The following is a 14736-nucleotide window of genomic DNA, read 5'->3' as shown; positions in this document are numbered from 1 at the left end:
CCGGCCCCTGACCGGCCCTTGACCCGATCCGGCGCTGCCGGCCGGCCACCCTTGCCACCCGGCCACCCTTGCCACCCTTGCCACCTTGCGACGACCGTGCGACCTGAGGAGAGACCGATGCGCGACAGCCAGCCGCCTCGGGACGTCGGCAACCGACCGCCCCACGCCCCCGACCACGGCGACGCCTCGAACGGGGCGCCCGGCCCGCCCCCGGGTTCGGTGATCGCCCAGCGGGGAGCGGCCGACCGGCCCCCGGCCGGACCTGCCGACGCCGGTGTCATCGGCCGGCTGACCTCCACCGTCGAGCGCCTGCGCGGCGAGCTGGCCCGGGCCCGGGCCGAGGCCGACGGGCGGGCGCTGCTCGAACTCGCCAAGGGCATCCTGGTCGAGCGGCTGGGCTACGGACCGGCCGACGCCGCACGGCAGTTGGAGGACCTCGCGGGCCAGTCGAACGTCTCCGTCCTGGAGCTGGCGGCCGACCTGGTCAACCAGGCGGCCCGCGACCGGATCGCCGACATCGCCCGCGAATTCGTGGCGGCCACGGGCGAGCCCTCGCCGGCCCTGCGGCTGCGGAGCGCGGAGACCGGCATGCTCGGTGCCGGCGATGTGCAGGCCGTCGCCCGGTCGGCCCTCGACCATGCCCTGCGGCCGCTCGGGGCCTCGGCGGTGGCGATCTGGTCGGCCAACGCCGACCAGTCCCTGACCCTGGCGGGAAGCGCCGGTTTCGACCCGCAGGAGGCGTCGCTGTGGCGCCACGTACCCCCCGGCGTGCCCACCCCCGCCCGCCAGGCGCTGATCGCCCGGGCCGCCACGGCGTACGAGTCGCCGGCCGAGGCGGGGCTGCCCTCGATCGGGCAGCGGGAGATCACCGGCGGGCGGCTGGCCGTCCCGGCCGGTACGGGTGGCCGGATCACCGGGGTGCTGGAGATCTGCTGGCCGGACGCGCTCCCGCCGCGATCGCAGTCGCTGCAGCGGCAGTTCGAGGCCTTGGCCGAGCTCTGCGCCACCGCGCTGGAGTCCCGCCCGGCCGGCGGCGCGGACCCCGAGGACGCCGCCCGGACGACCGAGCTGCTGGAGCTGGTGCACGGCCTGCCGGATCCCTGCCTGGTGCTGCAGCCGGTGTTCGACGCCGCCGACCTGCCGACCGACTACCTGATCAAGCACCTCAACCCCGGCTTCGTCGACTTCGCCGGCCGGCCCCGCAGCGTCATCGCCGGGGCGCGGCTGCTGGAGGCGTATCCGCTGGCCGCCGAGCCGGGCGGCCTGCTGGAGAAGATCGAACACGTGCTGGCGACCGGCGAGTCGTTCCGTTCGTCCGCGATGCAGCTCTCCGCCCTGGTCGACGGGGTCCCGCTGACCACCGAGGCGGCGGTCGACATCAGCCGGCACGGCGCCCAGGTCGTGCTGCTCTGGCGGGCCAAGGACGGCGCCGCCCGGGTCGCCAGCCTGCTCCAGCACGCCCAGCGGCTCGGCCGGATCGGAGGGTTCGAGGAGAACCTGCGCACCGGTGAGATCGCCTGGAACGACACCCTCTTCGACCTGCACGGACTGCCGCTCACCGCCGAGCCCATCCCGATCGAGCACCTGCCCGCCCACGCCCACCCGGACGACGAGCACACCATCGGCCGGTTCCTGCGCACCCTCCTGCACCACGGGCGCCCGACCTCCACCGCCTTCCGGCTCAAGCGGGCCGACGGGATCGCCCGCCACATCCGCGTGGTCGCCGAGCCCGTCATCGGCGCCGAGGGCCGGATCACCGCGGTCCGCGGCGCCTACCAGGACGTCTCCGCCCAGCACTGGACGGAGGTCGCCCTCGCGGCCACCCGCGACCAGCTCGCCCACAGCGAGCAGCAGTCCGCCGAACGCAGCCGGCTCGCCCTGCAGTTGCAGCACGCCATCATGCCGCCCAGCCGCGGCCCGCTGGACCTGCACGACCTGCGGGTGGCCGTCCGCTACCGGCCCGCCGAGAAGGAGCACCTGGTCGGCGGCGACTGGTACGACGCCCTCGCCCTGCCCACCGGCCAGGTCCTGCTGTGCGTCGGCGACGTCGCCGGGCACGGCATCGACGCCGCCACCGGCATGGTCGCCCTGCGCAACGCGCTGCGCGGCCTGGCCGCCACCGGCGCAGGGCCGGCCCAACTCCTGTGCTGGCTCAACAGCGTGACGCACCACCTGACCGACAGCGTCACCGCCACCGCGGTCTGCGCGCTCTACGATCCGCAGACCAAGGTGCTGCGCTGGGCCAAGGCCGGCCACCTGCCGCCGGTGCTGCTGCGGGACGGCCGGGCCAGCGAACTGTCCGGGGTCTCCGGCATCCTGCTCGGCGCGATCGACCAGGCCGACTACGAGGAGGGCGAGCTCCGGATGAGGAGCGGCGACACCCTCATGATGTACACCGACGGTCTGATCGAACGGCGGGACCGCTCCCTCCAGGATTCCCTGGACGACCTGCGCGCCACCGCCCAGAAGCCCCAGCCGTCCGACGACCCGGCCGAGTTGGAGCACCGGCTCGACCACCTGCTGAGGTACAGCAGCGCGGACACCGACGACGACACCTGCCTGATCGGCATCAAGATCCGCTGAGCCCCGCCGCGCACGGGGCCGGTCGCCGGCACGGAGCGCGGCCAGGCCGGGGGCTCCGGCCTGGCCGTTCATGGTGGGGGGTGGTGGGTCAGGCGGCGGGCTGCTGCTGGGTGACGCAGTGGATGCCGCCGCCGCCGGCGCCGAGGTAGTCGATGTTGAGCTGCTCGACGGTCCGGCCGGGGAAGAGCCGGGCGAGGGTGGCCTTGGCGGCGGCGTCGGCGCGGGTGTCGCCGAACTGGGCCGAGATGACGGCGCCGTTGCAGACGTAGTAGTTGGCGTAGGCGGCCACGAAGTCCGGGTTGGTCGAGCGGATGACGTTGTAGTCGGGGCCCTGGAGCTGGGTGACCGCGATCGGGCCGCCGGTGGAGGTCTTGGCGGCGGACAGGATCTGGTACTGCTGGCGGACGCCCTTGGCCCAGGCGTCGTTGTCGCTCGCCAGCGGCATCTGCACCAGGCCTGCGCCCGGGGCGAGGAACCGGCTGGTGGCGTCGACGTGGTCGTCGGTGATGTCCTGGCCGACGATCCCTTTGAACCAGATGACCTTGGACGCGCCGTAGGCCGCGCACATCGCGGCCTCGATCTGCGCCTGGGTGCGGCCGGAGTTTCGGTTGGTGTTGATGATGCTGCTGCGGGTCGCCATCAGGTTCCCCTTGCCGTCCTGCTCGATCGCGCCGCCCTCGGCGGTCAGCGCGGCGGAGGTGAACGGGACGCCGACGTACGCGGCGATCCGCCCGGCCACCAGGGCGTCCTTGGCGTGCGTCTGCTTGTTGCCCCAGCCGTTGAAGTTGAGGCCGATCGCGTCCAGGCCGCCCCGGCCGTCGCGCCGGAAGACGGGTGCGGTGTCACGCATCCAGAGGTCGTCGGTGGGGATCGAGGTGATCACGGTGACCTCGGGGCCGCACCAGGACCGCGCGGTCGCGGCGCTGTCCTGATCCGGCGCGCACATGACCACCGGCTCGAACCGGGCGATCGTCCGGGCGATCAACGCGATGTCCTGCTGGACGCCGGTCAGTTGCCGGCCCCAGACTGGCTGCCGCAGCAGATCAGCACCGAGATCAGCCGCCGCACCGAACTGCCCACCGCCCCGGCGGCACCGCCGACCGTCCTCGACCCGGCGGGGGCCGTGGCCGACCTGCGGACGATCCGGGTCGCTCCGGCCGCACCTGCCGGCGAGCCGGCACCCCGCCCGCGCCGTGGCGCCCGGGCTGCGGTGGCGGCGGGCGCCGTGGCTCTCCTGGCGGGCGCCGGTGGAGCGTGCTACCTGCTGGACCCGGGCGCGGACGAGGGCGGCGACTACACCGCCGTCCACACCGGCACCGAACTCACCTCACCGGACCACACCTACGAGTTCGACCTCACGGCCGGCAGCGTCGTCCCCCAGTCCACCGCGACCTGGTACGTCGGGCGCACCACCGACGAGTTCTTCGTCCCCGAGGACAGCGATGCCTACATCGCCCCGGCGGGCAGCCGACCCACCCTCGCCGACTGCGTCAAGGGCATCGACAGCCGGCCCGACACCGCACTCCCCTTCACCACCCACGGCCCCGGCCGCGCCTTCTGCGTCCGGGCCCGGACCAGCCGGGACGTCGCCGTCGTACGGGTGCTCTCGACCGGTACGGACGACGGACCGGTCAAGGTCTCCGTCGACTTCTACCGCCACGACAACGGCTGACGCAGCCCTCCCACCGAGCCCCGCTACGCCTTGACGGCGAGATCACCGGAACCACCGTAGGGATACCAGTAGAGGTCCACGCTCTGGGTGCTGCTCACCCAGACTTCCTCGTTCCAGCCGAGCGCGACCGCGATGTCCCTGCCCTTGAAGAGCGGGATGGTGAAGGTATGGCACTGGCCGGGGGAGAGCAGCGAGATGTGCGGCCGGCGGGTCTTGGGCGGCGGCTGGTCGACCAGCACCCGCAGGTTGGCCCGCTTCGCGGTGTCCTTGTTGTCCACCTCCACGACGAGGAGGCCGTCACAGGGGACCGTGTACGTCGTGGTGCTCCGCGGGACGATCCACTGGGAGTACCCGGCGAGGCCGAGGTTGCCGTGGACGGTCAGGTCGCCGACCTCCAGGTCAGGCTTGATGACGCTGACCTGGGCGGAGAGGATCCGGACGACCGGGTTGGAAGGATCGCCGGTGGTGCCGCGGAGGTAGAAGGTGGTGTCGGACCTGATGCCTTCGAGAGGGAGGCTGCTCCGGTGGGTGACATCCCGGTTGACGTCGCCGTAGAGGAGTTCGTAGGTGGCGTTGGCGGAGCGCTCCCAGGTCAGTTGCACGTCACCCCGTTGGGGATGATGGAGGGGGTGCAGAGGAAGTTCCGCAGATAGAAGTCGGCGGGGAACTTGCCGAGGTTGAAGACGGTGGGTCTGTCCTTGAAGGCCGCACTCCCGGTGCGGGACCGCTCGGTGACCGTGACCGGTGCCGTACCGACCTTGCGGCTCATCGGGATGTCGGACAGCTGGATCGTGAACCCCGTGTCCGGGCCGATCGGCGCGTGGCTGCCGGTGGGCGAGAACACGAACTCCTTGGCGGCGGCGTCCAGCCGGGCACTCCAGCCGGTCAGGGTGATGCGGGGAGTGACCTTCGCCAGGTCGGTGGCGAGGTCCGGCGCCATCGTCCCGGCCGGGACCTTGACCTTGATCGACTCGACGTCGGCCGGGGTACCGCTCTGGCGGGCGACCGAGATCACGATCTCGCCGACCTCCTCAGGCGCCTGTGGGTTCTCCGGTGACGCCTTCAGGGGGCTCGGGGTGGTGGTGATCCCGAACGACAGCAACGCTTCGTCGGCTGCGGCGTCCACTTCTGCAGTCTGGGTCACGAGGGTCACGGGTAGTCCTTACCTGTCAGTGCGAGCCGCTCCCCCGATCAGGAGCGGGCTCCGAAGGGGTAGAAGAGCATCGAGGCGTTACCGCTGGTTCTGGCTGAGACTTCAAGGCGCCAGGACTTCCGTACGGGGTGCCGGAATTCGTCGTTCCCATGGGTGATAAGCCCCCAGCCGCCAGAATCCGTGGGCCGGTAGAGGCTGTGGGTGGTCAGCGTGTGCAGCACGGTGATGATTCCGTCGCACGGGAACACATAGTTCCAGGGAGCGCCCGGCTTGAGATTTCCGGTGAGTTCAACGTGAAGGTCGCTGAACAGCTTCACCTCCTTTCCCCGCGTAAGATCGACGTTTCCGTTCGCGGTGAGTGATCCGTTGAGAACCGCGTCTCCGTGGACGGTGAGGCTGCCGATCTCGAGGTCGGGTTTGATGACGGTGACCTGGGTGGAGAGGATCCGGACGACCGGGTTGGAAGGATCGCCGGTGGTGGCGCGGAGGTAGAAGGTGGTGTCGGACTTGATGCCCTCCAGCTCCAGGCCGCTCCGGTCGGTGACGTCCCGCTCCACCCCCGGGTAGAGCAGGTCGTACTTCGCATTCGCCGAGCGCTCCCACGTCAGCTTCACATCACCGCCGTTGGGGATGATCGACGGCTCGCACAGGAAGTTCCGCAGATAGAAGTCGGCCGGGAACTTCCCGATGTTGAAGACGACCGTCCGGTCCTGGAACGCCGAACTCCCGGTCCGGGACGACTCCGTCACCGTGACCGGCGCGGTGCCCACCTTGCGACTCATCGGGATGTCCGACAGCTGGATCGTGAACCCCAGCTCCGGACCGACCGGCGTGTGATCCGCCGCCGGCGAGAACACGAACTCCTTCGCCGCAGCGTCCAACCGGGCACTCCACCCCGCCAACGTGATCCTCGGCGTCACCTTCGCCAGATCCGTCGCCAGATCCGGCGACATCACCCCCGCCGGCACCTTCACCCGCACCGACCTCACATCCGCCGGCGTACCACTCTGCCGCGACACCGAGATCACGACCTCCCCGGTCTCCTCCGGCACCTGCGGATTCTCCGGCGACGCCTTCAACGGACTCGGCGTCGTACTCACCACATACGACAACAACGGATCATTCGCGGCAGTACCGACAGGGTTCTGCATCTGGACGACCACGGTCACGGGAATCTCCTCGGAGAATAGGGAACTGTGCTGCCCCGGTCTGCTACTCAGGTACAGGCTTCTCGATGGCATGACCGAAGTAGTAGAGCGTCGCGCTGGCGCGACCTGGCTGGCTCCAGGTGAAGCTGATCGGGATTCCGGCGAGTACGGGGCCCACCACTGTCCGATTGCTGTTGCTCATCTGCTGCGCGTCGTTGCTGGTGACAACCTCGCACGCCCCGCCCGGGGTGTTCGGATTGAGGGTGGCGATCACCAGACCGTCGGACTGCGCGATGAACCTGGTGTCCCGTTCGATGGTGGCAAGTCGGTGCATGCGCATCATGTTCACCGCACCGTTGGTCCTGGTGATCCCGTTGACGGTGAGGTTGCCGATGTCCAGGTCGGGCTTGAGAACGCTCACCTGGGTGGAGAGGATCCGGACGACCGGGTTGGAAGGATCGCCGGTGGTGGCGCGGAGGTAGAAGGTGGTGTCGGACTTGATGCCCTCCAGCTCCAGGCCGCTCCGGTCGGTGACGTCCCGCTCCACCCCCGGGTAGAGCAGGTCGTACTTCGCATTCGCCGAGCGCTCCCACGTCAGCTTCACATCACCGCCGTTGGGGATGATCGACGGCTCGCACAGGAAGTTCCGCAGATAGAAGTCGGCCGGGAACTTCCCGATGTTGAAGACGACCGTCCGGTCCTGGAACGCCGAACTCCCGGTCCGGGACGACTCCGTCACCGTGACCGGCGCGGTGCCCACCTTGCGACTCATCGGGATGTCCGACAGCTGGATCGTGAACCCCAGCTCCGGACCGACCGGCGTGTGATCCGCCGCCGGCGAGAACACGAACTCCTTCGCCGCAGCGTCCAACCGGGCACTCCACCCCGCCAACGTGATCCTCGGCGTCACCTTCGCCAGATCCGTCGCCAGATCCGGCGACATCACCCCCGCCGGCACCTTCACCCGCACCGACCTCACATCCGCCGGCGTACCACTCTGCCGCGACACCGAGATCACGACCTCCCCGGTCTCCTCCGGCACCTGCGGATTCTCCGGCGACGCCTTCAACGGACTCGGCGTCGTACTCACCACATACGACAACAACGGATCATTCGCGGCAGTACCGACAGGGTTCTGCATCTGGACAACCAGGGTCACGGGAATCTCCTCGACGGTTCGGTGACGGCGCGAAACAGCTGGAGTGGCCACATCATTGCTCGACCAGCTCACCGAGGCCGAAGGGACGCCACTCCAGCCGGAGCGACCTGGCGTCCCCCGGGCCCCAGCCGTCGTCGAACAGTGCGATAGCAACTCGCTGCTGACCGGCAAGGGCTACGGTGAAGGACGTACAGACGGCAGTACTTCCGCTCGCTTCCGAAAGATAGAGGTCCTGCGTCCCCATCGTTCCATCGTCGTTGTAAAGAATTACCGACACCCGGGCCGAAGCGCCGGGATTCGCCCTGACGACGCCGTGCAGAATTCCATCATTCGTCACCCGATACGTCCGGTTTCTTGTCGGGTAAATCCGCTGGAACTGCGCCGATTTAAGGACGGACAGCATGCCGTTCACCACCAGGTCACCTACGCTCAGGTCGGGTTTGATGACGGTGACCTGGGTGGAGAGGATCCGGACGACCGGGTTGGAAGGATCGCCGGTGGTGGCGCGGAGGTAGAAGGTGGTGTCGGATTTGATGCCTTCGAGGTCCAGGCCGGTGCGGTTGGTGACGTCGCGGTTGACGTCGCCGTAGAGGAGTTCGTAGGTGGCGTTGGCGGAGCGTTCCCAGGTCAGCTTGACGTCGCCGCCGTTGGGGATGATGGAGGGCTCGCACAGGAAGTTGCGCAGGTAGAAGTCGGCCGGGAACTTACCGAGGTGGAAGACCGTGGACCGGTTCTGGAAGGCGGAGTTCCCGGTGCGGGAGCGTTCGGTGACGGTGATCGGGGCGGTGCCGACCTTGCGGCTGACGGGGATGTCGGACAGCTGGATGGTGAAGCCGGTGTCCGGGCCGATCGGCGCGTGGCTGCCGGCGGGCGCGCAGACGAACTCCTTGGCGGCGCCGTCCAGTCGGACGGTCCAGCCGGTGAGGCTGATCCGGGGGGTGATCTTGTTCAGGTCGGTGGCGAGGTCGGGTGCCATCGTCCCGGCCGGGACCTTCACCTTGATCCACTCCACATCGGCCGGGGTGCCGCTCTGCCGGGCGACGGAGATGATCAGTTCCCCGATCTCCTCGGGAGCCTGCGGGTTCTCCGGCGAAGCCTTCAGCGGGCTCGGGGTGGTGGTGATCTGGTAGGTCAGCAGCGGCTCGTCGGCGGCGGAATCGGCGTTCCGGGTCTGGATCACGACGGACACGGGGGTTCTCCTCGGATGCGGGGGCCGCGCCGCCCCGTTCCCGGGACGGCGCGCGGCGCAGTGGTCGTCAGTGCTCGGCGCGGCTGTGCGCGACCGCGTCGTCCAGGGTGAGGAAGCCGGAGCGGATCTCGGGTTCGGCGAGGGGAAGGTCGTACTGGTCCTGGCTGAGGATCGGCAGCTTCTGCCAGTCGCCGCCGCGGTTCTCGGACCAGGTCCAGGTGCCGAGGACGCCGGCCGGGGTCGGCATCAGGACGGTCTCCTCGGTCGCGCCCTGCGGGCCGCGCAGGGCCGTGGTGGCGGCCAGGAGCGGGCCGGTGCGGAAGTTGACCGACATCCGGGCGATCGCCAGGTCGGTGAACTCCTGCGGGACGAAGACCCGCTTCGTGGCGAGGATGTCGGTGGTGGCGTGCACGGCCGCCCGGGGGTCCAGCAGCACGGTGGCGACCGCGGTGCTGTGGTCGCCGAAGTCCAGCTCCAGGCTGGGACGGTCGCCGATCGGCCGCAGGTAGTCGCCACCCCCGGCGGCCGGGTCGACGACCGTCTCGAAGTGCTCGTAGTCGTCGTCGAGGACGTACCCGACCAGGCCGTCGTCGCTCTGCTGCGCCTCGCCGAGGCGGATCGCCCAGGGGTAGCCGGGCAGCTCGGATTCGACCGGCGCGAAGAGGTTCTGCCAGCTGACGTCGCCGCGCAGCGGTCCGCGCAGGTTCATGGTGAGGCGGGTGCGGACCAGGGCGAGCGGGCGGCCGAGCAGGAAGCCGAGCCCGGGGTCGGCGGGGCCGTCGGGGTCGATGGTCTGCAACGCCCGGTCGACGGTGGCGCGGAGCGCGTCGAAGGTCTGCGGGCCGCGGGTCTTCACCGCGGTGAGCAGCCGGTACGGGTGGGGGGCCAGCGGCTCCAACTGCTCCAGCCGGTCGACCTCGGAGCCGGGCAGGGCGGACCAGGAGACCTCCCGCGTGCCGCCGGCGTTCAGGGTGACCCGGAGTTCACCGAGGGCGGCCCCGTCGGGGGCGTACACCACGAGGGACTGGTCGAGGCGGTTGTGCAGCAGCCAGGCGCAGACCGGGTTGGCGCCGGGGGTCAGGTCGGTGTCCTCGTCGCCGGTGGCGGCGAGGAAGTCGAAGCGCAGCCGGGCCGGTTGGAGCAGGCGCGGGCCGAGCTCGACCAGCCGGTCGGAGTCGTAGCCGCTGACGGGGTGGGCCGGCCGCATGGTGTCGGGCATCTCGGGCGCGAAGTGCGCCGGATCGGTGATGAGGTTGACGGAGCGTCCGAAGCGGTCGACGACGGCCAGGTCGAGGAAGGCGAGCTGGCCGGCGCGCAGCTCCTGGAAGGTGGAGACGGGGTCGGGATCCCAGTCGCTGGCCTTCAGGGGCCCGGGGTCCGGCGGGGGGTAGTCGCCGTTCCCGATCAGGTCGGCGAGTTCGCCGGTGGGCTGGAGGCCGGCCAGGGGCTGGCGCTGGGCGAGGGCGGCGCCGAAGCCGTCCAGGGTCTGGGAGAGGTAGTTCGCCTCGCGGGCCTGGGACCGGACCTGCCGCACGGCGTCGGCGGACAGCTGGTCGCGCACCCGGGCGTAGCTCTGGAGGGTGCCGTCGACGATGTGGCCGGCGCTGGGGGCGAGGGTCTGGCGGCCGGAGACGACCAGCGGGGTGCCGGGCTCCCCGGTGCCCTTCCAGCGGTAGCGGGAGCCGTCGACGAACTCCCAGTGCGGTGTGTCGCCCTCGCGCAGCGGCAGCGGGAAGTACTCGGCCTTCCAGAGCAGGAACAGCGGCTGCCAGGGCATGGCCCAGGGCGCGGTGCCGTACTCGGGAAGGGTGCCGGTGACATCGCGGATCGCGCCGGACTTCAGGGCGCGGTCGAGGATGAGGAACTCGGCGAGCAGTGCGGGGAGGGCGGCCGGCTGCTCGCCGGTGAGGTTGATCTGGGCCGCGACGGCGGCGACGTCGGCGGTGCTGGTGCCGGAGGCGCGGGTGACCAGGCGCTCGGGGGTGCGGCAGGGCAGGGCGGTGTCGCGGGTGAGCGGGGCGTGGAGGTTGGCGCCCTCCAGGGTGAGGACCGGGTCGGCGCTGTACTCGAAGTCCTCGGCGGGCACCCGGATCAGGCGGCGGGCGGCGCGGGCTCCGTAGGCCGGGTACAGGGTGTCGATGCGGGCCGCCAGGTCGGTTTCGCTCTTGCCCCAGGGCAGTTCGGCGCGCTGCCGGGCCACCTCGCGGGCGAGGGCGACGACGCGGCCGGCGGCGCCCTGCGCGTTGCCCGGGTCGAGTTCGTCGTCGATGCGGCCGGTGAACTCGTCGGACTTCTTCTTGAGGTGGCCGAGCCACCACAGGTGGTAGAGGTGTTCGCGGGCGGCGTCGAGTTCGGCCTCGGCGGTGTCGTGGGCGGCCTGACGGCGGTTGAGTTCGGCGACCGTGTCGGCCTCGGCGGCCCGGGCCGCGCGGGAGGTGCTGCGGCCGGTCTCCTCGCCGCGTTCGCCGATGAACCAGCGGTACCCGCCGGCGACCGGGCCGAAGGCGCTGTCGTGGGCGCGGCGGTCGGTGAGGATGTCCGCCTCGGGCCGGTCGCGCTCCTCCAGCGCGTCGATTCCGCCGAGCAGGAACGCGCGGAACAGCTCGGCCTCGTCGGCGGACAGGGCGCCCTGGCCGTCCGCCTGGGCGCCGAGTTCGGCGACGGCCTCGGCGATGCTGTTGGACACGATCGGGGTGACGTCGGCGGGCCTGGGGCAGGGCGAGTCGGGGACGGGGCCGGCCAGGTCCCAGTCCAGGCCCAGCACGGTGCCGGAGTAGACGGAGGAGCGGATGCCGCTGCCGGAGCCGACGGGCGGCGTCCACTGCAGGCGCTCCAGCAGCGCGGCGAGGTCGTCGGTGCCGGCCAGGATGTCGCTGCCGGCGTCCGCGTACCAGCCGGCGACGAAGTAGCTGAGCCGCTCCCGCCCGGGCAGTTCGGCCCCGGGGGTGTCCAGGAGGGAGTCGTGGAGGGAGAAGACGTTGCTGTTGTAGGGCTGGAAGACCGAGAAGGTCAGCAGCCCGGGGCCGATCGCGGTGAGGAACGGTGCCCGGCGATCGGTGGGTTCGCGCCAGGGGCCGGTGAGTTCGTGGCACTTGCCGATCAGGGTCGCGGCGGGTTCCTCGGCGTCGGGGCCGGGCACGAAGTCGGGGTTCTGGAAGGAGACGCTGCCGTCCATCGGGTCGAGGTAGTCGCTCTCGACGATCCAGGCCTTGAGCGTGCGGGTGCTGTCGGTGTGGCGGACGACGAGCCACCGGTTGGGCACCAGGGGGAAGTCGCCGATGCCCTCCTCCTCGTCGTGGCGGCCGCGGGTGAGCGCGGCCGGCAGCTCCCACTGCAGGTAGACGCCGAGGCGGTCCTCCCGGCCGGTCCACTCCTCGGGGCTGGAGAACGGGGCGGGCTCGGGGGCGACGCCGTCGCCGATGTCCTTGAAGTTGGTGATCCAGCGGTGGAACACGTGCGGGGTGCCCGTGTCGCGGGTCTGCCGGTTCACGGCGAGGGCCGCGACCTCGACCGGCACGATGAGGGTGTTGTCCACGGACATGGCCCGGGTCCTTTCGTCGCTGCGGGGTGGGCGGGGCTCAGGGCCGGGAGAAGGTCTGCGCCTGCGGTGCGTTGATCATCTGGAGGGCGAACTGGGCGGAGGAGATCCGCGCGGTCCCCTGGAGCCCGTGCGCCCGGGACAGTGCGGTCAGCAGCGCGTCGCCGGTGCCCTCGACGTTGAGCACGTCCTGCCCGCCCGCGCGCAGGAAGCGGGCGAACCCGGCCGGCTGCGGGAACTCCCCCATCGGGTGGCCGATCCGGTCCCCGGTGATCTCCCGCAGTTCGATGGTGCCGACATCGCCGATGCCGAAGCAGAGTCCTCGCGGTGGTTCGGCCAGCTCGAAGCGGTCGATGACCTCGGGGAAGAGCAGCAGGCGGGTCTCCAGGCCGAACACCGCGTCGCGGACGGGCTCGACGGCGCGGGCGCCCTGGTAGGCGGTGACGATGGTGTGGGGCCAGTTCGGGACCAGGCTGGAGTTGATCAACACCGCGCACTTCGGGACCGGCCCGCCACCGGTGGCGAGCGCGTTGAGGTCGGCGTCCAGGGTGTGGCCGACGCCGACGCTCAGCGCGCCGTCGACGGCCGCCCGCACCCAGCAGGTGTCGAGGTAGGCGAAGCGGATGCTCTCCGCCGGCAGCGCGCGCGGGTCGGGCACCAGGTGGGACAGGCTCAGCAGTTCCAGCCGGCGCAGCGCGTCCAGCCAGGCGGTGACCTTCGCGAACTCGTCGGGGGCGGCCTGGGTGAGCAGGGCGGCGACGCCGGGCTGGGCGAGGACGGTGCGCGCGTCGCCGATGCTGCGGCGGGTGCGGGCGGCGGTACGGGCAGCGGTGCGGCGGCGGCCGGCGCGCAGCTGCGGCCCGGCGTGGTCGAGGGCCTGCACGAGACGGGCGCCGCCGGAGCGTGCGTCGCCGTCCGCGAGCAGGCGGTCGAAGGCCTCGAAGGCGAGTGGCGCGGTGAGGTGGCGGCCGGTCAGGGCGGTCACGGCGCCGGCGGCGAGCTCCGGGTGGGAGGCCAGGCGGCGGGCCGCGCTCCGGGCCGCGGAGCGGAACTCCAGCAGGGCGGTGCGGAACTCGGCGTCCGCGAGGGCCAGGGTGCGGCCGGTGGTGAACGCGGCGGCGTAGGCGGTGTCGAAGACGCCGTACTGCCGCAGGTAGATCAGTGCCTCGCCCGGGGAGTCCAGCCGGGTGGCGGCCGGCGCGGGCAGGCTCCGGGCCGGCTGGGCGGTGAGCGGGCCGCGGTAGAAGGCGAGGGTGCGCTCGCCGGTCTCCAGGCGCTGCGGCAGCGCGACGGCCCCGCCCGCCATCCGGTCCAGGGCCTCCTGCTGCGGGCCGGCCGGGTTGGCCGGAGCGGTGGTCGGCACGCGCAGGCGCAGCTGGTCGGCGGGGCGCGGGGTGGTGCCGTCGGTGGTGGCCAGGTGCTGGGCGAGGTCGCCGAAGCCGACCCCGGAGTCCGGCTCGGTGGTGAAGGACCAGCTGGTGAGGGAGACCAGGCGGACGCCCTCGGTGGGCGCGGGGGTGGTCAGGTACCGGTCGAAGCCTTCGAGCGAGACCAGGTGCGCGACGTGGCGCCCGCCGGTGGCGGCGGGGAAGCGGTTGGCGACCAGGACGGCGTTGAGTTCGCCCTCGTCCGGTTCGGGGTCCGCCCCGGCGCGGGTGGCGTCGGGGCGGCCGCCCTCGCGCAGGTGCGCGAGGTAGCCCAGCTCGACGGGCAGCGGCTTCACCGCGTCGAACAGCGCCTTGGGGACGAGGACGGTGGCGCACTCCTCCTCGTACTCGTCCGGGCGCAGGCTCTCCGGCGGCAGGGCGGGGGGCTTGCCGGCGCCCAGGGCACCGTCCAGGAGCCGGCGTACGGTGCCGGTCTTGACCAGGCCCACGGCGTCCGGGTCCTCGGGCAGTTCGTCCTCGCGGAAGAGCAGCAGGGCCATCCACGGGACGGCGGCGGGCTGCCCCGGGCCGAGCGGACGGTTCCAGGGCAGGCCGGGGGCGTCGAGGTTGATGTGGGCGAGGGTCTGGCTGTAGGTGCCGACCGCGTCCGGCACGGGGAACTGCGCGTTGATGCCGGTCGGGTCGAAGCTGAAGCGCGGCTGGACGACGTCGAAGGGCTGCGGGGTGGCGTCGATGACGCGGTCCGCGCCGTCGAGGTCCTTGAGGACCTGCCGGTTGTCGATCCGGTACCGGCCGGCGTACAGCGACGGGATGCGGTGGTCGAAGAACCGGGTGCGGTGCTCGGCTCCCGGCGCGGTGGTGCGCGGCCGGGGGGCGGGTTCGGAGGTGGTGGTCACGGGGCGTGCC

Annotated in this window: 10 protein-coding genes; 2 read left to right on the top strand and 8 right to left on the bottom strand. The window is 71.6% G+C overall.

Annotated elements, in window-relative coordinates; genetic code table 11:
• The first annotated feature begins 117 nt into the window (after positions 1 to 117).
• On the top strand, positions 118 to 2583 hold the full coding sequence (locus tag AB0K43_RS02835; protein WP_363635062.1) for a SpoIIE family protein phosphatase: 2466 nt from the start codon (positions 118 to 120) through the stop codon (positions 2581 to 2583).
• 88 nt (positions 2584 to 2671) lie between these two features.
• Here the strand turns inward: AB0K43_RS02835 and AB0K43_RS02830 are convergent, their stop codons facing one another.
• Positions 2672 to 3568 (bottom strand): agmatine deiminase family protein, encoded by an 897-nt coding sequence (locus AB0K43_RS02830; protein ID WP_363635060.1) that lies wholly within the window; start codon positions 3566 to 3568, stop codon positions 2672 to 2674.
• 27 nt (positions 3569 to 3595) lie between these two features.
• Between AB0K43_RS02830 and AB0K43_RS02825 the strand changes: the two genes are divergently transcribed.
• Positions 3596 to 4255, top strand: coding sequence for a hypothetical protein (locus tag AB0K43_RS02825; RefSeq protein ID WP_363635058.1), 660 nt, complete (start codon positions 3596 to 3598; stop codon positions 4253 to 4255).
• Between the two features lie 23 nt (positions 4256 to 4278).
• Here the strand turns inward: AB0K43_RS02825 and AB0K43_RS02820 are convergent, their stop codons facing one another.
• The 7 genes from AB0K43_RS02820 to AB0K43_RS02790 form a co-directional block, all read right to left on the bottom strand.
• The gene (locus AB0K43_RS02820) at positions 4279 to 4857 is read right to left on the bottom strand and encodes a hypothetical protein (protein WP_363635056.1); all 579 of its coding nucleotides are present in this window, start codon (positions 4855 to 4857) and stop codon (positions 4279 to 4281) included.
• Complete coding sequence (locus tag AB0K43_RS02815; protein WP_363635054.1) at positions 4848 to 5381, bottom strand: hypothetical protein; 534 nt, start codon at positions 5379 to 5381, stop codon at positions 4848 to 4850. Before AB0K43_RS02815 ends, AB0K43_RS02820 begins: the two co-directional genes overlap by 10 nt.
• A 65-nt stretch (positions 5382 to 5446) precedes the next feature.
• Positions 5447 to 6577 (bottom strand): hypothetical protein, encoded by a 1131-nt coding sequence (locus tag AB0K43_RS02810; RefSeq protein WP_363635052.1) that lies wholly within the window; start codon positions 6575 to 6577, stop codon positions 5447 to 5449.
• Positions 6578 to 6620: 43 nt separating this feature from the next.
• Entirely contained in the window at positions 6621 to 7715 is a 1095-nt protein-coding gene (locus tag AB0K43_RS02805) for a hypothetical protein (protein WP_363635050.1), read from the bottom strand.
• Positions 7716 to 7767: 52 nt separating this feature from the next.
• Positions 7768 to 8904: a hypothetical protein gene (locus AB0K43_RS02800; RefSeq protein ID WP_363635048.1), complete on the bottom strand. Its 1137-nt coding sequence runs from the start codon at positions 8902 to 8904 to the stop codon at positions 7768 to 7770.
• Positions 8905 to 8971: 67 nt separating this feature from the next.
• A complete protein-coding gene (locus AB0K43_RS02795) occupies positions 8972 to 12445 on the bottom strand; it encodes a hypothetical protein (protein WP_363635046.1) in 3474 nt (1157 codons plus the stop codon).
• Positions 12446 to 12482: 37 nt separating this feature from the next.
• The gene (locus AB0K43_RS02790; RefSeq protein ID WP_363635044.1) at positions 12483 to 14726 is read right to left on the bottom strand and encodes a hypothetical protein; all 2244 of its coding nucleotides are present in this window, start codon (positions 14724 to 14726) and stop codon (positions 12483 to 12485) included.
• Between the last annotated feature and the right edge of the window lie 10 nt (positions 14727 to 14736).

It is taken from the genome of Kitasatospora sp. NPDC049258 (assembly GCF_040678895.1).
Classification (GTDB): Bacteria; Actinomycetota; Actinomycetes; order Streptomycetales; family Streptomycetaceae; genus Kitasatospora.
The sequence above is the reverse complement of the archived record's forward strand: the minus strand, read 5'-3'. Positions and strand labels throughout refer to the sequence as shown.

What these genes read in the sequence shown, in the direction of transcription:
- AB0K43_RS02835 (WP_363635062.1), top strand. Translation starts at nt 118, where the DNA reads ATGCGCGACAGCCAGCCGCCTCGGGACGTCGGCAACCGACCGCCCCAC.
- AB0K43_RS02795 (WP_363635046.1), bottom strand. Translation starts at nt 12,445, where the DNA reads ATGTCCGTGGACAACACCCTCATCGTGCCGGTCGAGGTCGCGGCCCTC.